Origin of the sequence: Nitratidesulfovibrio sp. (assembly GCF_040373385.1) — a bacterium.
GTDB lineage: Bacteria > Desulfobacterota > Desulfovibrionia > Desulfovibrionales > Desulfovibrionaceae > Cupidesulfovibrio.
Genome location: NZ_JBDXXH010000003.1, coordinates 178,420 through 201,030 on the forward strand (window position 1 = coordinate 178,420; position 22,611 = coordinate 201,030).

The following is a 22,611-nucleotide window of genomic DNA, read 5'->3' on the forward strand; positions in this document are numbered from 1 at the left end:
AAGACTGCACGGGAGGGAGTACATGAGCGGCATGTGTCAGGCAAGACTCATCGACATCCTGCTGGTCGAGGACGACCCCGGCGACGTGCGCCTGACGCGCGAGGCGCTGAAAGGCAATCGCGTATCCAACCGGCTGTTCGTGGTGGAGGACGGCGAGGAGGCCATGTCCTTCCTGCGGCGCGAGGACCAGTACGCCGACGCGCCCCGCCCCGATCTCGTGCTGCTGGACCTGAACCTGCCGCGCAAGAACGGGCGCGAGGTGCTGGAAGAGATCAAGAGATCGCCGGAACTGCGCTCCATTCCGGTGGTGGTGCTGACCACTTCGCGGCAGGAACGTGACATTCTGAGCGCCTACGATCTCAACGCCAACTGTTACATCACCAAGCCCGTGGGCTGGGAGCAGTTTCTGGAGGTGGTGGGGCAGATCGAGCATTTCTGGATGGGCATCGTGACCCTGCCCCAAAAGGGGGACTGAAGGGGGTTGAGGGGGCGGCAAGGCGGAGCGGACGCGAAGCCGCGCCATCATGGCCGCGTGAACTGCGGCCCCAGACCCGCCCAGACCCGTCCAGATCCGTCAGGCCCGCCCAGACCAACCCCCTGCGTGCCACGCACGCGGGGGGACAACCAAGTAACCCGGGAAGTCCCCCGGAGGCTTCATGGATCAGGGGATGGACCAGTGGCAGGTGCGCATACTGCTGTTCGAGGACGACCCCGGCGACGCCAGGCTGTTCAGCCTGCTGCTTGCCGGGTCGGGTCTGCGGCATGTCATCGAACGCGCGGAAACACTGGCCGAGGGGCTTGCCCGGTTGGATGGCGGCGCATTCGACGTGGCCCTGCTGGACCTCAGCCTGCCCGACAGCCAGGGCTGGGACACCCTGGCCAGCCTGGTCGCACATGCGCCTGAGCTGCCGGTCATCGTGCTGACCGGGCTTTCCAGCCCTTCCTTCGCCGAAGAGGCCGTGGCGCGCGGCGCCCAGGACTACCTGCGCAAGGGCGAGGTGGCCGAAGGCCTCATCGGCCGCACCATCCGCTACGCCATCGACCGCAAGCGGGCGGAGGGCGCGTTGCGCCAGCACCGTCAGCGGCTGGAAACCATCATCAGCGCCAACCCGGACGGCATGCTGGTGGTGGACGCCGACGCGCGGGTGCGCTTCGCCAATCCGGCGGCGCTTGCCATGCTGGGGCGCGACGCGCCCGACCTGCCCGACATGCTTGGCCATCCGTCGCCCGTGCCGGTGCGCGACGACGAACTGGACCTGTGCGGCGAGGGGGACACCCCCTGCCTGGTGGAGGTGCGCACCGCCCCGGTGACCTGGGATGACGGCCCGGCCACCCTGGTGGCCCTGCGCGACATCACCGCCCAGCGCCAGGCCGAACGCGCCCTGCGCGAGGCGGAGCTGCGGTACCGCACCATCTTCGAGCATTCGCAGGACGGCATATCCGTCTACGAACATCGCGACGACGGCAGTGCCCCCCGGTTGGTGGACTGCAACAGGGGCTACGAGCGCATGGCCGGGCGCACCCGCGACGACCTGCGCGCCATGGACGACGTACGCACGTTGCAGGTGTTGCTGGGCGGGCGCAAGGCACCCGATCCCTTCCGCGACGATGGCGGGCTGCGCGGTCCCCAGAGCGTCGTGTACTCGTGGCTGCGCCCTGACGGGCGCGAGAACTGGATAGAATCTGTGTCCGTGCCCGTGCGCGACGGCGACAAGGTGCTGGTTTTCGGCATCGGGCGCGACGTCAGCCGCCGCCGCAAGCAGGAAGAGGCGTTGCAGCAGAGCGAGGCGCGTTTTCGCGCCGTGTTCGAGCACGCCCCCCTGGGGGTGTTCATCACGGATCAGGACGGCAGCCTCGTCAAGACCAACCGGCTGTTCAACGTGCTGCACGGCTTTGCCGCTGCGGAACTGCCCCTGGGGCATTTTTCGGAACTGGTGCACGGTCACGAGGCGGGCGACGTGCGCGCACTGTTCGCGGAATTGCACCGGGGCGAACGCAACGGCTTCTTTCTGGAAACGCAGCATTCGCGGCGCGACGGCACGGTGTTTCCCGTGCGGCTGGCCGTGGCGGCCATCAGGGGGCGCAAGGGCGACCTGCAATACGCCGTGGGCATGCTGGAGGACATCAGCGAGCGCCGCGCCGCCGAGGCGGAACTGCAAGGCTACCGTGCCCGGCTCGAAAACATGGTGCTGGAGCGCACCCGCGACCTGGAACAGGCCCTGCGCACGGCGGAATCGCAGCGGGAGAAGATCGACCTTATCCTGCGTTCCGTGTCCGAGGGGCTGCTGGTGACCGACCCAGACCACCGGGTGACGTTGGCCAACCCGGCGGCGGAAGACATCCTGGGTCTTGCCGCCCCCGGTGACCTGGTGGGTGAAGGGGTGGCGGATCTCATCGAGGACGCCCCGCTGCGCAAGCGGCTGGTGCACTGCCTGGACGACACCATGGGCGGCGCGCCCTGCCAGTTCGGTTTTTCGCGTCCGACGGAAACGGGCGGCGTGCATCACTACACGGCCAGCACCTCCGAGGTGCGCGACGCGGGCGGCGTGCGCACCGGCGTGGTCACCGTACTGCACGACGTGACCAGCGAGCGCGAACTGGACCGCATGAAGAACGAATTCCTGACCACCGCCGCGCACGAACTGCGCACCCCGCTCACCACCATCCTGGGGTTTTCGGAACTGCTGGTCACCGGCGACGACATCCCCTCCGCAGAGCAGCGCCAGTACCTTGGCTACATCAACGAGCAGGCCGCGATGGTAACCGGCATCGTGGCGGACCTGCTGGACATTTCCCGCATCGAGATGGGCCAGGGCTTCAGCCTCAAGCGCAGGCCGTGCGACCTGGTGGCGTTGATCCGCCGCAAGGTGGCCGCGCACATCGTGGGCACGCGTCGGCATTCGTTCCGGCTGCTGCTGCCCGAAACGCCGGTTCCCGCCGTGGTGGACGCGGACAAGGTGGCCCAGGTGCTCGACAACGTGCTGAGCAACGCCGTCAAGTATTCCCCCGGCGGCGGCGTGGTCGAGGTGCGGCTGCGCCCGGGCCAGGGCGTGCACGAGGTCAGCGTGCGCGACAACGGCATGGGCATGAGTCCGGAACAGCTTTCGCGGGTGTTCGAGAAATTCTATCGGGGCGATGCTTCGAATACCGGCATACCCGGCACGGGCCTTGGCATGAGCATCGTGAAGTATCTCATCGAGGCCCATGGCGGAGAGGTGGCGGTGGAAAGCGCCAAGGACGTGGGTACCACGGTGCGCTTTACGCTACCGACCGGCCCGGTCGGCCCGACTGGTGCGTGAACGGGCATGGCTGCGGCTTGGGGTTCTGGAGAACTGGGGAATGGGGGCCGCGCGCCCCGAAGGAGATGCCATGACCGGTGAACGTGAACGGCGTGGAGCATTCGGCATCAAGGCCAAGATCATGGCCATCGCCATCCTGGGGCCGGTGTGCATCGCGGGCGTCATGGCCGTGCAACGCATCGCCGACATCCGCGAGGACGCGCACCAGGCCATCCTGCAACAGAGCCGGGCGGTGGTGCTCATGGCCGAGGCCGCGCGCGACGAGATGGCGCGCAAGCTTGAAGGGGGCCTGATTCGCCCGTTCGCGGAGCTGCCAGCCGACAAGGTGGTGGACGCGGTACCGGTGATTACCGCCATCAAGATGGCCAAGGCCAATGCGGAACAGTTGGGCTACGAATTCCGCGTGCCCAAGATGCATCCCCGCAATCAGGCCAACGAGCCCACGGAAATGGAACGGAAGGTACTGGAACAGCTTTCGTCCACGGGCCAGCAGGAACTGGTCCTGCGCGAGGCGGACCACATCCGGTATTTCCGGGCCATCCGCCTGACCCGCGAATGCCTGTTCTGCCACGGCGACCCCAAGGGCGAGCGCGACGTGGTGGGCGGCATCAAGGAAGGCTGGCGCGAGGGCGAGGTGCACGGCGCGTTCGAGATCGTTTCGTCGCTGGACGCGGTGAACGCCCATGTGCGGTCCGCCTCCCTGTCCGTGGCGGGCTGGGCGCTGGGCATCGTGATTGTGGTGGTGGCCTGCGCGTGGTTGCTGGCCAGCCGGTCCATCGCCCGCCCATTGCAGCGCATTCGCGACGTGGCAGGGCAGGTGGCTGCGGGCGACCTGACGACGGACGTGGAGGTGACCAGCCGGGACGAGGTGGGCAGCGTGGCCGAGGCCATCCGCATCATGACCGACAACCTGCGCCGGGTCATCGGCGAGGTGATGGAAACCACCCATGGCGTCACGGCGGGCAGCCGCGAACTGTCCGAGACGGCGGTGAACATGGCCCAGGGCGCCACGCAGCAGGCCAGCGCGGTGGAAGAGGTGTCCGCCTCGGTCGAGCAGATGACCTCGAACATCCAGCAGAACGCCGAGAACGCGGGCGAGACCGACCGCATCGCCCTGCGTTCGGCAGAGGACGCCCGCGAGGGCGGGCAGGCCGTGGCCCAGACCGTGCGGGCCATGAAGACCATCGCGGAAAAGATATCCATCGTGCAGGAAATCGCCCGGCAGACCAACCTGCTGGCGCTGAACGCCGCCATCGAGGCGGCCCGCGCGGGCGAGCACGGCAAGGGCTTTGCCGTGGTGGCCTCCGAGGTGCGCAAACTGGCCGAACGCAGCGGCACGGCGGCGGCGGAGATCAGCGAACTGTCCTCGTCCAGCGTGGCCCTGGCCGAGCGCGCGGGCAACATGCTGGGCACGCTGGTGCCCAGTATCCAGAAGACGGCGGAACTGGTGCAGGAGATCGCGGCGGGCAGCAAGGAGCAGAGCGTGGGCGCGGAGCAGATCAACAAGGCCGTGCAGCAGCTCGATTCGGTGATCCAGCAGAACGCCTCCGCCTCGGAAATGATGGCCGCCACGTCGGAGCAACTGGCCGGGCAGGCCACGCAACTGGCCCAGACCGTGGCGTTCTTCCGGCTGCCTTCGGGCGGTGGCGTGGCGCCCATGCCCCAGGCCAGGCCGGGCCAGTTTGGCCAGCCTGGCCAGCCGGTCCGCAAGGGAGGGCTGGAGAGACGCCGTTCGCAACGGGGGCACCCGCAGCCCGCCATCACCGAGGGTACGCTGCGTGGTGACCGCGCCGCCAGGGCGGGGAAGGCGGGCGTGACCCTGGACCTCGACGAGGCGGGCACGTCCGACGCCGACTTCGAACGGTACTGATGCCCATCGGCCCGGAACCGCATGCGTTCCTCCGGTCCGATACCCCGATTTTGCCGCATGCAAGGGGGAAGTGTCATGAAGCGGATACTCATCGCAGAGGACCAGTACGAGGTGCGCGAACTGGTGCAGGCCACGCTGCGAATTGGCAATTACCAGATATTGCAGGCTGAAAACGGCGTGCAGGCGGTGGAGATTGCCCGTCTGCATCGGCCCGACCTGATCCTGATGGACGTGATGATGCCCGGAGAGATCGATGGGTTGGAGGCCACCCGGCGCATCCGGGCCGACCCGGCCACGGCGGGCTGCCGGATCATCATGCTGACCGCCAAGGGTCAGACCCAGGACCGCGAGGAAGGCTTGCGCGCCGGGGCCGACGATTACTTTCCCAAGCCGTTCAGCCCGCTGGCGCTGATTCGCAAGATAGAGGAATTCCTGGGATGAACAGCGCGCAGGATGGCCCCCCCCGGGACACGCGGACCGGCGAGAGTCGCGGTGCCCTGCCCGGAGCCGGACCGGATGCCGGGCAAGGCGCCCTCTCCGGCAGCGCCCCCCCTGGCAGCGGCCACGAGGGGCAGGGTGCGGCACGGGGGCCGGACGGCGTGTCCGCCCATTCTCCTGCGCCTTCGGAACTGGCCGAGTGCGGCGAAGTGTCCATGCAGACGGTGCGTTACGCCGAAGACCTGGCGGCGCTGTACACCGTGGAGCGGGCTCAGCGCGCCGAATTGCAGGCCGTCAACGAACGGTTGCGCGCAGTCATCGATTCCATGGCCGACGGCATGCTTACGGTGGACGCGGCGGGCAGGGCGGTTACCGTGAATACGGCGGCCTGCGCCATGCTGGACCGATCCCCGGCAGAGGTGGAGGGCCGCCCGCTGGTGCAACTGCTGGGCGAGGCGGGCACGGCGGCGGTGCTGCCGGGGGGTGGGTACCGGGCCGACGCCTCCGGAAGCAGGGAACCGGACGGGGAGCCCGAGTCGAATGCGTACGGGCCGAACATGTACGGGCCGAACATGTACGGGCAGGACATGTACGGGGCACGGGTGGTGGAACTGGAATTGCCCTCGCCCGACGGCGTGGCCCGGCGGGTGGTGCGGGTGGCCACCTCGCCCATGCGCGACGGTGGTCGGGTGCTGGTGCTGCACGACATCAGCATGCAACGCCGGGTGCAACACCTGAAGCAGGATTTTCTGGCCATCATCTCGCACGAGATGCGCACCCCGCTCAATGGCATTCTGGGGCTTGGCGACGTGCTGCTGGACGAGGCGCGCCGCCGGGGCGATTCCGATGCCGAGGAATTGCTGGGCCATCTGTTGCAGGCCGCGCGGCGCATGCACGCCATGGTGCGCGAGGTGGTGCGCTTCGCCGAGGTGCAGGGTGGTCGGGTGGAAGCGTCGGACGCGCCCGTGGAAGTGGACCGGGTACTGGCCGGGGTGCTGGAGGAACTTTCCACCTTTGCCGCCGCGCAGGGGGTGGTGCTGGGGCCCATGCCGGTGGGGGCCGCGCAGGTGACGGTGCGCGGCAACGCGGGGCTGCTGCGCGAACTGTTCCTGCACGTGGTGCACAATGCCATCCGCTTCAACAGGCAGGGGGGCATGGTGACCCTGCGCTGCCGTCCACCGCGCGGCATGGCCGGAACGGGGGCTGGCGCGCAGGGCGGACCGAACGGGGCGGGCGGGGCGGACGGGTCGGGCTGCGCGTCCCGCGAGGTGCTGGTGGAAGTGGCGGACACCGGCATGGGCATTGGCGCCCAGGAACGCGAACGAGTGTTCGAAAGCTTTTACCAGGCGCAGGGGTACATGACGCGCAACCGCGAAGGGCTGGGCCTCGGGCTTACCCTGGCCCGGGCCATCGCCCGCCTGCACGGGGGAGATGTGACCCTGTCCAGCGAGGTGGGCCGGGGTACCACGGTGGCGGTGCGTCTGCCCGTCTGCGTGAGCATGCATGGCATGTCCGCACGGGATGCGGCCACAGGCTGATGTTTGGGGCGCGGCCCGAGTGCATGGGTGCCCCCCCGTGCGCGGGGCCGTTCGCCCACTCTGGGGCAGGACGGCGGACGGGGGTTTCGCCGTGCGGCCCACCCGCCCCGGAGCTGACCAACCCCCGCCCCAGGCCGCGCCGGGTCCCGCGCGAGCGCAAGCTCGAATCCCGGCGCGGCCACAGGGGAAGTGGGGGGAGTAGCCAAACGGATTGGCGGACCGGCGCGGCCGTCATGGTTCGTCACGCCGGGTCCCGCGCGAGCGCAAGCTCGAATCCCGGCGCGGCCACAGGGGAAGTGGGGGGAGTAGCCAAACGGATTGGCGGACCGGCGCGGCCGTCATGGTTCGTCACGCCGGGTCCCGCGCGAGCGCAAGCTCGAATCCCGGCGCGGCCACGGGGGAAGTGGCGGGAGTAGCCAACCGGACTGGCGGACCGGCGGCATGGAAGAGGCAAGAGACGCTCATCATCGCCCGGCCACGGGCAGCGGACACACAGCACGGGAGGACCGCATGACGCAGGATACCACGCACGACTCACGGCATCCCGAACGAAAACGCCTTGCCGAGGCGGCGGAAGACGCCTGTTCGGCCATGGAGGAAACGCGCGAGCAACTGCACCTGGCCCACGGCCAGTTGCGCGCCTTCGCGGACGACCTGAGCCGCACCGTGCTCGACCTGCGCACCTCGCGCGCCGAGTTGGAGCGCTCGTACATCGACACCCTGAACCGGCTCACCCTGGCAGCCGCCTACAAGGACGACGACACCGGCGACCACATCCAGCGCATGGCCTTCTACAGTGAGGGTATCGCCGCCGCGCTGGGCATGCACGCCGACGGGCTGCGCGACCTGCGCGTGGCCGCCCCCATGCACGACGTGGGAAAGATAGGCACGCCCGACGCCATCCTGCTGAAGCCGGGCAGGCTCACGCCGGAGGAATTCGCGGTCATGCGGCAGCATGCCCTCATCGGCGAAAAGATCCTGGCGGCCTCGTCGTCCCGGGTGGTGCGCATTGCCGCCGCCATCGCGGGCACCCACCACGAACGCTGGGACGGCAGCGGCTACCCGCGAGGTCTTTCGGGCGAGGGAATTCCGCTCGAAGGGCGCATCGTGGCCGTGGCCGACGTGTTCGACGCGCTGACCAGCAAGCGGCCCTACAAGCCCGCCTTCGGAATCGACAAGGCCCTCGGCATCATGCGCGAGGGGCGGGGCACCCAGTTCGATCCCCGGCCGCTGGACGCCTTCCTGGACATCGTGGGGGACCTGTGGGCCGCGCGGGATGGGGTAAGCTCCCACCTGCCTGCCGACAAGCATGCCGGATGAACGCCCTTCGGCGCGGATCGGGCCGCATTGCGCCGGGTGGCATGCGGGAAGCTGTTTCATGTGGTTTCTCTTGCGGGACATTGTTTCGGATTGGAAACATCCAGGATGAAAACAGTCCGATACAACAGTTCTCCGGCGTGCACGCCGCAATGCCGGAGTGTGCCGTTTCTTGCCAATGGTGTTGTATGCCGTGCAGGCATGGTGTAGGTGTACCGCAGTGGACGGGGCGCAACATCGCGCGCCGCCGCAACGGGAGACCCTGAAACGGCATGAAGCTTACCGCCAGAACGCGCTATGCGGCACGGGTGCTGGTGGCCCTTGCGGTGCATGGCACCGGAGGGCCGCTGACCACCACCGCGTTGTCGCGGTACACGGACATCAGCGTCCAGTTCCTGGAGCAGATTCTCAAGGATTTGCGGCGCGCCGGGCTTACAGCCAGCGCGCGGGGGGCCATGGGCGGCCACCGGCTTGCCCTGCCGCCCGGCAGGATCACCCTGGGTACGGTGGTGCGACTCATGGAGGGTGGCATCCGCATCGCGGAACATTGCGGCCTGGCCGACACCCCCGGCGACAGGCTGACCTGCCTTGGCTGGACGCGCGCCGCCGATGCCGTGGAATCCGCGCTGGATTCGATCACCCTGGATGATCTGGCCAACGGCCAGCCCGACCTGACGGAGCACGATCCATCCCACGATGGGCCCCCCCTCGCGGACAGGCCGGGTGTCTGACACCGCCCACTGACCACCGCATTTCGCCTGCATCCGCCACATTCGCATTTTTCCGATTCCTTCCAGAGACAATGGCGTCCCGTCCGTGCAGGCAGGGCGCCGTTTTTGTTGCATGCAGCAGGGTACCCCTGATGTGGCGTGCGGTGCTGCGTATGCGTACCTTGTCCGTAATGTGGATTTGCAGCGTGCCAATCCGTTCAATCCGGATTGCGGCAATGTGGAGTGAATACGTTAGTTGTATGGTGCTGTTGAATATACCATTGCGGTATGCTATGGTGCAAAAGTGCGCATGGAGTGTCCATTGCCGCCCTGCGTGCATGCGGGTGGCCGGATGCTGCGTGCGCGGGCGCGGCATGGCACGGGCGTGTGGGGCTTCGTGAAGGGTCGCGGCGTGATCGTCAACCGAGGGGGCAGGGCATGCGTTTGCTGACCAACAGTCGCTACGGCACGCGGATGATGCTGGATATCGCCCAGCACAGCCGTCAGGGGCCGGTGCTGATGCGCGACGTGGCGCGCCGACTGGATGTATCGCAGAAGTATCTGGAAAAGATCAGCCGTTCGCTGAAAGAGGCGGGCCTGCTGGTGAGCCAGCGTGGGCCCAACGGCGGGCACCGCCTGGGGCGCTCGCCCGACGACATTTCCGTGGGCGACGTGGTGCGCGTGCTGGAAGGCGGGGCGGAAATGGCGGGCTGCGGCCGCGACGAGGAACACTGTTCCCATGCCCCCGGCTGCCTGACGCGCATGGTCTGGAAGGAGTGCAGCCGGGCCATGTTCGACCGGCTGGACGCCATCACCTTTGGCGAACTGCTGCGCTACGTGGACCAGGGGGTGAAGTTCGGCGACTGGTGCCCCGGCACTGCGGCCGAGCATCGCCGGGAGGCGGAACAGGAACTGCGCGCGCTGGCCGGGCTTGCGGAGCCGTCCGGTCCTGCGGGGTCCATTGGATCGGCGGAATCCGCGGAACTGGCGGGACGGGCAGAACTGGTGCACTCGGCGGAATCCGATGGGCCGGAAAAATCCGTGCCCGCAAGGGGGGCCATATCGGGCGGCTGCCCCGCCCGCATGGTGCCCGCAACGCCCCGCGTGCCGATGTCCGTATCGGAACCGTGCGAACCGGAAGGGCCAGTTGGTCTGGACGGGCCGGACGATGCGGAGGGCCCCGGCTCCCCGCGCGCCCCACGCACCCGGCCGATCCGCGTGTCCTGACCGTGGGCCGGGGGCGTACGGTGCGGCAGCACAGGAGGCGGCCATGACCGTCGGCACGGGCGGCACACCCCACCCCGGAACGGGCACGGGCATCAACGCCGGTACAGGTTCTGGCGCCGGGATGGGCGCCGGGTCCGGCTCGGGTCCCGATCCTGCCGGGCGCCCCGGCAAGGAGGGACGGGGGCGGCGCTTGCGTGGCCTGCCGGGCACCAGCCTGGCCGCCAAGGTGGTGGCGGGCAGCGGCGTGGCGTTGTTCCTGGGGGTGCTGGTGCTGTCGCTGGGCAGCATTCGTTATCAGCGCGAACACCTGCACGACGAACTGGCCGCCGGTGGCGACCGCCTGGGCACCACCATCCGTCTTGGCGCGCGTTTCGCCATGATGCTGAACGCCCGCGACGAGATCAACCAGATCATCAGCGACGTGTCCCGCCAGAAGGACATCGTCTCCATCCGCATCTACAACAAGGAAGGCGTCATCAAGTTCTCGGGCAACCCGGACGAGGTGGAACGCCGCACCAACATCCGCGATGAGGCCTGCGCCGCCTGTCATCGCACGGCCCAGCCCCGCCAGTGGCTGGCCCTGCGCGAGCGTACCCGCGTGTTCACCGACACGGATGGTCGCCGCCTGCTGGGCAGCCTTACCCCCATCATGAACGAACCCGGCTGTTCGGGTGAACCCTGCCACTTCCACCCGGCGGACAAGCTGGTGCTGGGCGCGCTGGAGGTGGTGCTTTCGTTGCAGGACGCGGAAACCGAGGTGCTGTCCTTCCAGACCCGGGTGGTCACCCTGGCGGCGGCGGTGTTCTTGCTGGGCGCCACGGCGGTGCACCTGTTCATGCGCCGCTTTCTGACGCGGCCCGTGGCCCGGCTGATCGAGGGCACCCGTGCCGTGGCGCGCGGCGAGAAGGTGGACCTTTCCGACGTGCGCCAGCAGGACGAGATCGGCGAACTGGCCGGGGCCATCACCCGCATGGATCGGGACATTGCCCAGAAGCAGGCGGAGCTGAACCGCCAGCGCGACGAATACCAGCGACTGTTCGACCAGGTGCCCTGCTCCATCACCGTGCAGGACAAGAATCTGCGGCTGTTGCGCTACAACCGCATGTTCCGCGAGAACTTCACGCCCAAACCCGGCGACTTCTGCTTTCAGGCCTACAAGGGGCGCACCGGCAAGTGCCCCAACTGTGCCGTGGAAATGACCATGCAGACCGGCCTTGCCCATTGCAGCGAGGAAAGCGGGTTTCACACCGACGGCAGCCGGGCGCACTGGATTGTGCACACCTCGCCCGTGTTCGATGCCGAAGGGCGGGTGACCGCGGCCATGGAAATGACCCTGGACATCACCGACCGCAAGGAACTGGAAGAAAAGCTGCGCCGTTCCGAACTCAAGTATCACGCCATCTTCAACCATATCCCCAGCGCCGTGTTCGTGCTGGACCAGCAGAGCCTGGAGGTGGTGGACTGCAACTCCACGGCGGAGAAGGTCTACGGCTGGCCGCGCGACGAGATGAAGGGCCGCTCGTTCCTGGACCTGTTTCCCCCGGACGAGCGCGAACGCTATGCCTCGCAGTTGCGGGCCTTTACCGTGCTGAACCGCGCCCGCAACGTGGCGCGTGACGGCAGGCCCTTTCACGTGGACATCATGCTTTCCCCGGCGGAATACCTGGCCCGGCAGGTGCTGCTGGTGACCACCACCGACATCACCGAACGGCTGGAGGCCGAGCAGAAGGTGATCCAGGCGGGCAAGATGGCCACCCTGGGCGAAATGGCCACCGGGGTAGCCCACGAACTGAACCAGCCGCTGACGGTCATCAAGACCGCCGGGGGCTTTCTGCTGCGCAAGGTGACGCGGGGCGAACCCATCGACCCGGAAATCCTGGCCACCATGGCTCGCGAGATCGACGGCCATGTGGACCGGGCCAGTCGCATCATCGGGCACATGCGTGACTTTGGCCGCCGGTCGGACCTGGCGCTTGAGCGGGTGGACATCAACGCGGTGCTGCAAAGCGCCACGGAATTCTTCAGCCGCCAGTTGTCGCTGCGCGGCATCGACATCGACTGGCGGCTGGCCGAGTCGCTGCCCCCGGTCATGGCCGTGTCCAACCGGCTGGAGCAGGTGTTCATCAACCTGCTGCTCAATGCCCGCGACGCCATAGAGGACCGCAGCGAGAAGGAACCGGGCGCGCCGCGCCGCATCACCGTGGAGACGGTGGGCGACGACCGGCGGGTGACGGCGCGGGTGTGCGACACCGGCTGCGGCATACCCCCGGCGCTGTTGCCGCGCATCTTCGAGCCGTTCTTTACCACCAAGAAGGTGGGCAAGGGCACGGGGTTGGGGTTGTCCATCAGTTACGGGCTGGTCAAGGAGTTCGGCGGGTCCATCCAGGCGTCCAACCTGGCGGAGGGCGGGGCGTGCTTCACCCTGTATTTTCCGGTGACTTCGGGGGTTGCGGACTCGTCCGCGACAACGCCCGCGACAGCGACCACGACAGCGACCACGACAGCGACCACGACAACGCCCGCGACAGCGACCACGACAACTCCGGGGCCGGGTTTGCCCGGTGAAGGCGGCGCGGCATGAACGCACAGCCGCCCCTGCCGCACCAGCCACTTCTGCCACTCTTGTTGGTCGATGACGAGGAAGGCATCCGCACCGTGCTGGCGCTGCTGCTGGCCGACATGGGCTGCGCGGTGCGCACGGCGGCCTCCGGGGCGGAGGCGCTGGCCATGGTCCGGGCGAATCCGCCCGCCGTGGTGCTGACCGACGTGCGCATGCCCGGCATGGACGGCATAGACCTGCTGCGCGCGGTGAAGGCGGAATTTTCCGGGGTGGAGGTGCTGGTGCTGACCGGCCACGGCGACATGGAGCTTGCCGTGTCCAGCCTGCGCCATGGGGCGGGCGACTTTCTGACCAAGCCGGTGGCCCCGGAGGCGCTGGAAGTGGCGCTGGACCGCGCCCGCCAGCGCATGGCCCTGCGCGAGGCCCTGCGCCGTCATACCGAGGAACTGGAACAACTGGTGGCCCAACGCTCCCGCGAACTGCTGCACGCAGAACGGTTGGCCGCCGTTGGGGAAACGGCTGCGGGCCTGGCCCACGCCATCAAGAACATGGCGGGCGGGCTGGAAGGGGCCATGTTCGTGCTGGAAAAGGGGCTGGAACTCAACCGGCGCGACTATCTGGAGCAGGGCTGGCGCATGGTGCGCGACGACGTGGCGCGGGTGCGCGACCTGGCCATGCGCCTGCTGGACATGGGGCGGACAGCGGAACTTGCCCCGCGCCCGTGCGACCCGGATGGCCCCCTGCGCGATGTGGCCCGGTTGCTGGCCCCGCGCGCGGCGGCGGCCGGGGTGACGCTGGCGATGCAGGGCGGGGCCGGGCCGGACCCGGTCATGCTGGACCCGGACGCGGTGCACCGCTGCCTGATGGATCTGGTGGTCAACGCCATCGAGGCATTCGAGGAGGATGACGGGATGGGTGTCTCGGCCACTGGCGCATCTGGTGCCCCAGCGACGGTTGCGGACTGGATGGATGCCAGCGGCGGCGGGACGGCAGAAGCCTTCCCGGATGCGGCCCGCCGGGTGCTCCTGCGCAGCCGCCGGGTGGCGTTGCCTGACGCTGCGGGCGGGGATGCCGTGTCAGCAGAGGAGGCTGGGGCGGCCAGCGTGCCCGGCATCGAATACGTGGTGGAGGACAACGGTCCCGGTTTTCCGGAACAGGCCGGGCCAGCCGGGCAGGCCGGGTCAGCCAGGTCAGCCGGGCAGGCCGGGCAGGAGCAGGGGGGCAGTGCAGCCCCGAACGGCTTTGCCGCCTTCGTTTCCGCCAAGCCGGGCGGCAGCGGCGTGGGCCTCATGGCCACGCGCAAGCTGGCCCGCGAAATGGGCGGCGAACTGGAACTTGGCCCCGCCTCGCACGGGCGCGGCGTGCGGGCTGTGCTGCGGGTGCGGGCAGGGGAATAGCCTGTCGGGCGGCTTAGGCAGTGGGCCACGCCCTGCGGGTGTGCAGCACGCGGATGACCTCGATGTCGTTGGTTCCGGTGGCGGCGTACACGATGACATAGGGCAGGTCGGCAAGGCGCAGTTCGCGGGTGCCCGCCACGCGTCCGGGCTTGCCCCGCGCGGGCAGCGCGGCCAGCGACTCCACGGCGGCGACGATGCGCGCGGCCACGGAAGACGCGGCCTCCGGCGAATCCTGCCGGATGAAGCGTACCGCTTCCATCAGGTCGTCAGCGGCGGATTCCGCCCAGCGGATCACCGGACGGCCCGGTCAAGGTCAACGCCAAGCGCGGCAAGGCGGTCGCGGACGTCCCCGTGCGTAACGGCGCGCCCGGCGGCAAGGTCGGCCTGGCCCTTGCGGACTTCTTCATGGAACCACGTTTCGTGGGCCAGGTACTTGGCCAGCGCGTCCTGAATGATCCACGCCCGGCTGCGGCCCAGGGCTTGGGCCATGCCGTCGATGGAGGCAAGGGTAGCTTCGTCGAGCCGGATGGATGTGGGCTTCATGGCGTACTCCGTGTAGTCTTTGTGACTACATATGCCGCGCACGTCTGCCGCGCAAGCCCTCTTTGCACGCCATGACCTTTATGCCAGTGCGAAACGCCGCTTGTCCGCACTGGGAGTCATGCGTCGCTGGCGCGTTGTTCTTCCCCCTGTGCATCACCCCGCCGCACCGCTTCCGGCAGACGGCGCGGCAAGGAGACGGTGAAGGTGCTGCCCTCGCCGGGTTCCGAGGCCACGGCAATGTGCCCGCCATGCTGCCGTACCACCTGGCTGGCCACGAACAGGCCGATGCCCGTCCCGGCGCTGCCTTTGGACGAGAAGAACAGGGTAAACAGCTTTTCGCGGGTCTCGCGGTCCATGCCGGTGCCGTTGTCGATGATGGTGAAGGTCACCTCTTCCGGCGTGCCGCGCACCCGTAAGGTGACGACGTGGTCCTGCTTGCGGTTGTCCGCCGCGCAGGCTTCCACCCCGTTTTCCAGCAGGTTCACCAGTGCGGCTGACAGCGCCCCGGCGTCCGCCTCGAAGGTGCCGAGGTCCGCGATACCACCGCTTCCCGCTGATCCGGCCTGAGCCGTACCCGTGTTCTTGCCGACCTCCGCCCCCGTTTCCGCGTTCCCCGTGCTGTCTGCTTCCACCCCTGCTGCCGTAAAGTCCCGCACAAAGCGCACCCCGCGTTCCGTGGCCTTGGCTTCCACCAGGGTGGCGGTTTCCTCGGCAAAGGTGCGGGTGACCACCACTTCCCAGTTCAGCTCGCGGTTCTTGGCGTAGTACAAAAGGTCCAGCACCATTTTGCGCAGCCGGTCCACCAGGTGGCGGATGTCCTGGTGGCTGTCCTGCACCCGCGCCGCGTCGCCGCGCGCGATGCCGCTGCCAAGGCGGTACACCCCGCCGTCCAGCGCGGTGAGCAGCCCCTTGATGCCATGCGCCGTGGAACCCAGCAGCAGCCCCAGTTGCGAAAGCCGGTCCTGCAAACGGCGCAGTTCGGTAATGTCCGTGGACATTTCCATCACTTCGGTGATGGCGCCCTCCGCGTCGCGCAGGGGGGCTGTCCACACCAGCACGTTCACCTGCCGCCCGTCGCGTGCGGTGACCACGGTTTCCGCCTGATGGGGACGCCCGTCGTCAAAGGTGCGCCCGGCGGGGCAGCCGGAACAGGGGGCCAGGCGGTGGGCAAAGGCGTCGTGGCAGCGGCGGCCCGTGGGGTCGCCGAAATCCTCGCGGTATCTGCGGTTGGCTTCCACCACGCCGAAGTCGCGGTCCATCACCGCCACGTAGCAGGGCGATTCGTCGAACAACTGGCGGAACCGTTCGCGGGTCAGGCGCAGGTCTTCACGCAGGCGGCGCACCTCGGAGATGTCCACCGAAAGCTCCAGCACCAGTTCCACCTCGCCGTCGTTGCCGTAGATGGGCGCGGTGTTCACGATGACCGGGATTTCCTGCCCGTTCCTGCCCAGCAGCACCTCGTTCGAGCGAAAGCCCTCGCCCGTTTCCAGCACGCGCATCACCGGGCACAGCCGGTCGCCGGGGCCGCGCCCGGCGTAGGCCTCCCAACTGCGGCTGCCGATGCGGTGGCCCAGGCGTTCCTTGTACAACTGGTTGGTGGAGACGATTTCGAGGTCGGCATTGTGCACGGCCACGAAGCAGGGCAGTTCGTTGAACAGCCCGCCGTCGTCCAGCGCGCTGCACAAGGAACGGATGCCGCTGGCGATGCCGTCCATGACCTGCAACGCGGCCAACTGGCGTTCCGCCTCCACCAGCCGGGCCGACTGGTCGCGCACCATCTGTTCCAGGTTTTCGGTGTACCCGCGCAGGCGGCGGCGCATGGACATGCGTTCCTCGGCGCGGCGCAGGGCCACTTCCAGCATGTCGTCGTTGACGGGCTTGGTGAGAAAGTCGGTGGCGTCGCGCTTCAGGCTCTGGATGGCGAGATCCATGTCGCCGTGGCCCGTGAGCATGATGACCTCCACCTCCGGGTCGGCGGCCTTCAGGCGTTCCAGCAGGTCCAGCCCGGACAGGCCGGGCATCTTGATGTCGGTGAGCACGATGTCGGGCCTGTGCTCGGCAAACCGGGCAAGGGCCTCTTCGCCGCTGGCAGCGGTGGTCACGTCGTAGCCCGCGTCGGCAAGGGATATGCCGAGCACGGTGCGGATACCTTCCTCGTCGTCCACCAGCAGGATCGATGCGCCCATGCGCGGCTCCTCGGAATCCGGTTCACGGTCGGGGGCACGGTCCCTGTGTCATGTGTGCGTGCCCGGACGCGGCCATCGGGAAATGGAGGGGGAAGGCCCCGGACGTTGTCGCGCCGTGGGCGGGGTTGGGGCGGACGCCGCCCGTCCTGCATTGTTCCATGCTGTGCAAAAAAGAACAAGGGCGGGCCGCCGGGGAGGGCATTGCCCGCCCCGGCGGTACGTGGCGTGTGGCATGTGGCGCGACATGTCGGCAACAGGCGGTGTGCGTGGTCCGGCGGACGGCATGCGCTGCCGACGCAGACCGCGATGCCTGCCGCCAGCGACCTGCCGCCGCCCGATCCCCGCCGTGCGAGGGGCTACTGCCGCGCTACTGATGCGTTACTGGCACTTCCCCCGCCAGTTCCCCGCGCTTTTCCAGCGTTTCGCGGATGATTTCCAGCAGGCGGTTGGGGTCGAAGGGTTTCTTCAGCGACGCCACGGCGTTGCGGATGGCCAGATGGATGCCCGACAGCCCGCTGATGACGATGACCGGGGTGTCGCGGAAGGCGTCTTCCTTGGTCATCTTGCGGTAGAAGCGCGGCCCCCACTCGTTGGGCATTTCCAGGTCCAGCGTCACAAGGTCGGGCCGCTCGCGTTGCAGCACTTCCAGCGCCTCGCTGCCGTCCGAAGCGGAGCAGGTGGCGTACCCGTTGTCGGAAAGGATATCCACCATGTACTTCACGATGTAGGGGTCGTCGTCCACGACCAGTATCTTGTACGGCATGCGTTCATTCTCCTTGGCGTCGTGCGTGGCGGCGCGCGGTGACGCCGTTGCCTGCCCTGTCTTTCGGGATATTCCGTCCGGGGTCGACCCGGTTCCATCCTGTTCCGCCCGTTTTGCCCGTTCCGGTGGCCCTGCCGATCCGTTTCCCGTTCCGTCCAGCGCCCGGTGGGCCAGTTCCAGCAGCCTGTCGGGCCGGGGGGGCTTTTCCACATAGGCGAACGGCTCGTTCACCTCCGTGTTCCCGTCTCCGTCCGCAGCATGGCACATGGACAGTCCGTGGGCAAAGGTGGCCCCGCCCACGCCGGACAACATGATCACCGGGACGGAACGCAGGGCGGGGTCGGCCTGCATGGCGCGGTACATGGGCAGGCCCCCGCCGCCCGGCATCATCACGTCCAGCACCACCAGGTCAGGCCGCCGTCGCCGCGCCGTCTCCAGGCCTTCGGCGCCGTTGCGGGCGGCCACGGCCTCGTGCCCGTCGGTTTCGAACAGGGCCTTCAGGAAGAACCGGAACGACAGGTCGTCGTCCACCACCAGCACCAGCGCCATGGGCCTACCCGCTCGGTTGTTTTTTAGAGGGGCTGTCCTAGGCGACGCGTTCTTCGTGGGTCACGCTGGCCACCGGACAGGCGGAGCGCAGCACGACCTGCTCCACGGTGGAGCCGATTTCCGCGTCCTCGGCGGGAACGTCCCTGGCGTGGTGGGCCATGACGATAAGGTCCGCCTTGCGGTCACGGGCGTACTTCAGGATTTCCACATACGGCGTGCCTTCCCAGATTTCCACCTGGTAGTTGTCGTAGTCGGTCATCTTGCTCACGTACTTGTCCTGCATCTGCTTGCGCGCCCGTTCCAGCAGCCGTTCGATCTCGGCCTGGCTGGGGTACAGCCCCGAGCCGCCAAGGTCGCAGGCGTGGAACAGGTACAGCTTGGCACCCACCTCGCGCGCAGTCTTGTAGGCAAACTGGAAGGCTGCGTCGGCGGGCTTGGAGAAGTCGGTGCTGAACACGATGTTGGAGAACATGTGCCAGCAGGTGTTGCAGGGCCGGTTGACGATCAGCACCGGACAGCGCGCGGACTTGGACACCTTCTGCATGGTGTTGCCGATGATGGAGCGCACCCGTGATGCGGCGGCGTCTTCATCGCGCCCGTGCGCGCCCATGACGATCAGGTCCACCCCTTCCTGCCGGGCAAAGCGCAGGATTTCGGTGTGCGGCACGCCCACGGCCAGTTGCAGCGCGGCGTTGGGCGGGCCGAATTCCTTGAACTGGGCCTCGTAGACGTGCTTCAGTTCCTCGGTGACCCATTCGCGGTAGTCCGCGTCGGCCACTTCTTCCTCGCCCGACTTGAGGTCGCGCACATAATTTCCGAAACCGCGCGTGGGCACCCCCAGCACGTGGAAGACATACAGGCGCGCTTCGTTGCGCCTGGCCAGTTCGAAGGCCACCTTGGCCGCGTTGTCACATGCCGGCGAGGCCGACGTCGCAAAGAGGATCTTACCGAACATGGCGTTTACCTCCGTAGGCTACAGTGTCGGGCGCCACCCTGGAAGCCGAGCTCCCATGCGAGGCCCTCGATGACTTCGAACAGACTGAAGGTGGTCTCGCAGTCGAGCACCCGCGTCCTGTCCCCGAATACCACGTGTCGCAGGCCGCCCAGCGAGAGCGGCAGATCCAGAAGGGCATCGAGCGGGATGAACCTGATTTCGTGTTCCGTTTCGCCGTCGCGGCCGCAGGGGCTGTTGGCTCCCGGCGCCAGCGCCCGCAGCGAAAGGTAGATTTCCGCGCGCGGGCCGCCGGGGTAGCCGATAAGGTCCACCGTCTTGCGCAGTGCAAGGCCGGTCAGCCCGTCGGCACGGCAGCCTTCAGCGGGGCAGCGGTCGGCCTCGGCCACGGCGGCGGGCAGGAACGGGCCAAGGCGTTGCAGCTCGGCATGCCGGGTCAGCAGGGCGAAGAACGAGCGCAGCGTGCAGCCCGCGTCCAGCACCGCCGCCAGTCGCAGACAGGGCAGCGGGTCGGCGTGGGTGCTTCCGTCGGGCGCGCGGAGCGTTCCGTCGGGGGCAAGGTGCACGGTGTCCATGTCTTCTCCGGGGTGTTCTCCGTCCGGTGTGACGCGGGATGCCGCAGGGGGCCGGTTACCGTTGTTGCCGTTTCGCCAGGGCGCCTCAGGCTTTCGTGTGGCAGCCGCCGCAGGCCGTGGGGCCCTTGCCCTGCTCCCTGTGGCAGCCCATGCACTGGCGGTGATAGGCGCGCTCCAGCGGCGTGCCCTTGCCGGTCTTGCCGCCATGCGCGGAGTGACAGTCGGCGCAGGGGGTACCTTCGGACGTGGGGGCCGTGGCGTCGCGCCGTCCGTCCTCGGTGGTGCCGTGGTGGCAGGTGCCGCATTCGTCGATCTTGGCCTTTTCGTTGTGCGTGTCGTGCACGAACCGGGCGGCCGGGCGCGATTGCGGGGCCAGGGCCTCGGGCGCCAGATGCTTCATGTCTTCCTGGGCCGGGGCCATGGCCACGGGCGGCGACAGCAGGAACAGCAGCGCGGTGGCCAGGATCGCCGTCACGATCGCCAACTGGGTTGCCAGACGGGTCGCCTGCGGCAGGGAACGTGGTGCCTTCATGCGGGTGCTCCTTGCCGTGCCTACGCGGCGCCGGGCTTTTCCATGCAGTCGTAGATCAGGTCGCCCAGGAACTTGGTGTGCATGCCGAGCTTGTAGTGCTGGATGATGTCTTCAAGCCCGCCGTGGCAGTTGTGGCAGGGGGCCACCACCGTGTGCACGCCCGTGGCGGCAAGCTGGTCGGCCTTGGCCTTGTTGCCCGCCAGGCGCACGCCCTTGAAGGGCGGTCCGCAGTTGATCACCCCGCCGCCCGCGCAGCAGCACAGGTTGTGTTCTCGCGTGGGGGACATTTCCACCACGTTGGAGCACAGGGCGTGGGTAACCTCGCGCAGCTTGTCCATCAGGCCGCGCCCCCGGATGATGTTGCACGGGTCGTGGATGGTCACCGGCTCGTCGAACTTCTTGGCCAGCTTGATCTTGCCCTCGGTCAGCAGCTCCCAGAAGAATTCCACCGAATGCACGATGGGCACCGGGTGGTTCTTCCAGCCCAGCCAGCGGTTGCCCACGTCGTACACCGAGCGGAAGGCGTGCCCGCATTCACCCATGACGATGCGTTTCACCTTCAGCTTCTGGGCCATCTCGAAGTGGCAGCGCTTGAGCCGCCCCATCATTTCGTAGTCGCCGGTGAACATGCACATGTCGCTGTTGTCCCAGCCGGGGGACGAGGGCATGGTCCAGTCCACCCCGGCCTGGTCGAAGATCACCGCGGCCTGGTAAATGAGCTGGGTGCGGAACTTGGGCTCCGGCGCGATGACCGAGTACAGGAAGTCTGCCCCTTCCTTGTCGAAGGGGATGCGCAGCGCGGGAATTTCGCTGCGCGCCTCGTCTTCCTGCCACACCAGGCTGTCGATCCATTCGTCTTCCTTGACCCACATCTGGTTCATGGTGCCCGAATGGCTGTGCGCGGTGTCCTGGATGTACAGGGGCACCACGCCCAGGCGATGACAGATGCGCCGCACCAGGCTCATGACGTAGCCGGTGTCGATGCCCACGGGACAGTAATGCACGCAACGGCGGCACAGGTTGCATTCGGTGTAGGCGATCTGGGCCATGCCGTAGATGTCGTCCGGGTCCACCTTGCCGCCGGTGCGCAGCAGCTTCCACATGGTCTGTTCCATCTTGCCCACGGGCGAATAGGTGGGGTCGCCATCGTGCGAGATGCAGTAGTGGCAGGCGTCGGCGCACATGCCGCAGCGCATGCAGGTTTCATGGTAGACGGCCAGGCGCGCCCCGGCCTCGCCCTTGGTCACCGCCTTGACCACGCGTTCGATGCGTTCACGCGTCAGGGCGGCCACGCCCCGCACGAGGTTGGCGTCTTCTATGCGGCGTTCCGCTATGCCCGAGAATTCCGTTGCGCTCATGTGGTTGTCTCCCGTGGGATGGCGCCGCGCGCCCTTCCGATGAATCCGTCCGGTCCCTGTGCCCCTGCCCGTCCTGCATGTCCCGTGAGTCTGCCCGCAAGGTCGGCGTATCCGGCCTGCTTCGCCCTACCAGTCGGGGCAGTGGCGCACCCCGCCGAACTCCGAGCCCATGTAGGCCCTGGTGAAGGGCGAGAAGATGGCGTGCGACAGCCGGGTGAAGGGCAGGGCCATCAGCGTGGCCTCGCCCGACAGCACGTGCAGGGTGGACAGCAGCAGGTTGTCGCCGATCTGCTGCTTGGCCAGGAACGCGGTGATGCACGGCACGGCCACCAGCGCCAGTACCAGCCAGTCCATGGGCCGGGTGACGAAGCGGACAGTGGGAAGTTGCAGGCGTCTCCATGCAAAGAATCCGCACAGCAGGATGACCAGCACGGTCAGGGTGTCGGCCACGCCTTCCGGCAACGACCAGACGTTGACGCCGAATGCGTAATCCCACAGTACCGCGTGCCCCGGCGCGAAAAGCAGCAGCAGGCCGAGCGCGGTGTGGAAGGCGAAGGTGGCCACGGTGACGGCCGGGTTGGCCCGCCAGCCCAGGGTGGCGAACGGGGTTGCCCAGCGCGCCATGGAGCGCGCGGCAAAGCACACGTCCATGTAGGCCACGGCGTTCATGTCCTTCTTGCGGGCCAGTGCCCACATGGAGGCGATGCGCCAGGCCGACCCGCCCAGAAACACGGCCCAGGCAACCCAAGCCAGGGGACCCACGGCGAAATTGTAGAGTTGCTGCATTGCTGTGCCTC

Annotated in this window: 19 protein-coding genes and 1 pseudogene; 10 read left to right on the forward strand and 10 right to left on the reverse strand. The window is 68.0% G+C overall.

Annotated features, from left to right (window positions below; genetic code table 11):
- The first annotated feature begins 22 nt into the window (after window positions 1–22).
- From ABWO17_RS06650 to ABWO17_RS06695, 10 genes are all read left to right on the forward strand, one after another.
- On the forward strand, window positions 23–475 hold the full coding sequence (locus ABWO17_RS06650; RefSeq protein ID WP_353116873.1) for a response regulator: 453 nt from the start codon (window positions 23–25) through the stop codon (window positions 473–475).
- Window positions 476–656: 181 nt separating this feature from the next.
- A complete protein-coding gene (locus ABWO17_RS06655) occupies window positions 657–3,299 on the forward strand; it encodes a PAS domain S-box protein (protein ID WP_353116875.1) in 2,643 nt (880 codons plus the stop codon).
- Window positions 3,300–3,369: 70 nt separating this feature from the next.
- Window positions 3,370–5,169 carry a methyl-accepting chemotaxis protein gene (locus ABWO17_RS06660; protein WP_353116877.1) on the forward strand — a complete coding sequence of 600 codons (1,800 nt, stop codon included), beginning with the start codon at window positions 3,370–3,372 and terminating at the stop codon, window positions 5,167–5,169.
- A gap of 75 nt (window positions 5,170–5,244) precedes the next feature.
- Entirely contained in the window at window positions 5,245–5,610 is a 366-nt protein-coding gene (locus tag ABWO17_RS06665; RefSeq protein WP_353116879.1) for a response regulator, read from the forward strand.
- Window positions 5,611–5,768: 158 nt separating this feature from the next.
- On the forward strand, window positions 5,769–7,145 hold the full coding sequence (locus ABWO17_RS06670) for an ATP-binding protein (RefSeq protein WP_353116880.1): 1,377 nt from the start codon (window positions 5,769–5,771) through the stop codon (window positions 7,143–7,145).
- 510 nt (window positions 7,146–7,655) lie between these two features.
- Complete coding sequence (locus ABWO17_RS06675; RefSeq protein WP_353116882.1) at window positions 7,656–8,465, forward strand: HD-GYP domain-containing protein; 810 nt, start codon at window positions 7,656–7,658, stop codon at window positions 8,463–8,465.
- Between the two features lie 269 nt (window positions 8,466–8,734).
- Complete coding sequence (locus ABWO17_RS06680) at window positions 8,735–9,193, forward strand: RrF2 family transcriptional regulator (protein ID WP_353116883.1); 459 nt, start codon at window positions 8,735–8,737, stop codon at window positions 9,191–9,193.
- 417 nt (window positions 9,194–9,610) lie between these two features.
- Entirely contained in the window at window positions 9,611–10,399 is a 789-nt protein-coding gene (locus tag ABWO17_RS06685; RefSeq protein ID WP_353116885.1) for an RrF2 family transcriptional regulator, read from the forward strand.
- Window positions 10,400–10,442: 43 nt separating this feature from the next.
- Window positions 10,443–12,980, forward strand: coding sequence for a PAS domain S-box protein (locus ABWO17_RS06690; protein ID WP_353116887.1), 2,538 nt, complete (start codon window positions 10,443–10,445; stop codon window positions 12,978–12,980).
- A complete protein-coding gene (locus ABWO17_RS06695) occupies window positions 12,977–14,356 on the forward strand; it encodes a response regulator (RefSeq protein WP_353116889.1) in 1,380 nt (459 codons plus the stop codon). Before ABWO17_RS06690 ends, ABWO17_RS06695 begins: the two co-directional genes overlap by 4 nt.
- 13 nt (window positions 14,357–14,369) lie before the next feature.
- Here the strand turns inward: ABWO17_RS06695 and ABWO17_RS06700 are convergent, their stop codons facing one another.
- From ABWO17_RS06700 to tmcC, 10 genes and pseudogenes are all read right to left on the reverse strand, one after another.
- Window positions 14,370–14,651 carry a type II toxin-antitoxin system RelE/ParE family toxin gene (locus ABWO17_RS06700; protein WP_353116891.1) on the reverse strand — a complete coding sequence of 94 codons (282 nt, stop codon included), beginning with the start codon at window positions 14,649–14,651 and terminating at the stop codon, window positions 14,370–14,372.
- Entirely contained in the window at window positions 14,648–14,899 is a 252-nt protein-coding gene (locus tag ABWO17_RS06705) for a CopG family ribbon-helix-helix protein (protein ID WP_353116893.1), read from the reverse strand. The genes ABWO17_RS06700 and ABWO17_RS06705 overlap by 4 nt, the downstream gene beginning before the upstream one ends.
- Before the next feature lie 116 nt (window positions 14,900–15,015).
- Window positions 15,016–17,085 (reverse strand): hybrid sensor histidine kinase/response regulator, encoded by a 2,070-nt coding sequence (locus ABWO17_RS06710; protein WP_353116894.1) that lies wholly within the window; start codon window positions 17,083–17,085, stop codon window positions 15,016–15,018.
- Window positions 17,086–17,452: 367 nt separating this feature from the next.
- Window positions 17,453–17,848, reverse strand: coding sequence for a DVU0259 family response regulator domain-containing protein (gene divK, locus ABWO17_RS06715; RefSeq protein ID WP_353117481.1), 396 nt, complete (start codon window positions 17,846–17,848; stop codon window positions 17,453–17,455).
- A 300-nt stretch (window positions 17,849–18,148) separates the two neighbouring features.
- Window positions 18,149–18,397: pseudogene (locus ABWO17_RS06720) on the reverse strand (response regulator); the annotation flags it as partial.
- Between the two features lie 37 nt (window positions 18,398–18,434).
- On the reverse strand, window positions 18,435–19,352 hold the full coding sequence (locus ABWO17_RS06725) for a universal stress protein (RefSeq protein WP_353116896.1): 918 nt from the start codon (window positions 19,350–19,352) through the stop codon (window positions 18,435–18,437).
- A gap of 5 nt (window positions 19,353–19,357) precedes the next feature.
- A complete protein-coding gene (locus ABWO17_RS06730; RefSeq protein WP_353116898.1) occupies window positions 19,358–19,924 on the reverse strand; it encodes a hypothetical protein in 567 nt (188 codons plus the stop codon).
- A gap of 85 nt (window positions 19,925–20,009) precedes the next feature.
- The gene (tmcA, locus tag ABWO17_RS06735) at window positions 20,010–20,456 is read right to left on the reverse strand and encodes an acidic tetraheme cytochrome c3 TmcA (RefSeq protein WP_353116900.1); all 447 of its coding nucleotides are present in this window, start codon (window positions 20,454–20,456) and stop codon (window positions 20,010–20,012) included.
- A gap of 20 nt (window positions 20,457–20,476) precedes the next feature.
- Complete coding sequence (tmcB, locus tag ABWO17_RS06740) at window positions 20,477–21,814, reverse strand: electron transfer complex ferredoxin TmcB (protein ID WP_353116902.1); 1,338 nt, start codon at window positions 21,812–21,814, stop codon at window positions 20,477–20,479.
- Between the two features lie 126 nt (window positions 21,815–21,940).
- Complete coding sequence (gene tmcC / locus ABWO17_RS06745) at window positions 21,941–22,600, reverse strand: TmcC family electron transfer complex membrane anchor subunit (protein ID WP_353116904.1); 660 nt, start codon at window positions 22,598–22,600, stop codon at window positions 21,941–21,943.
- Between the last annotated feature and the right edge of the window lie 11 nt (window positions 22,601–22,611).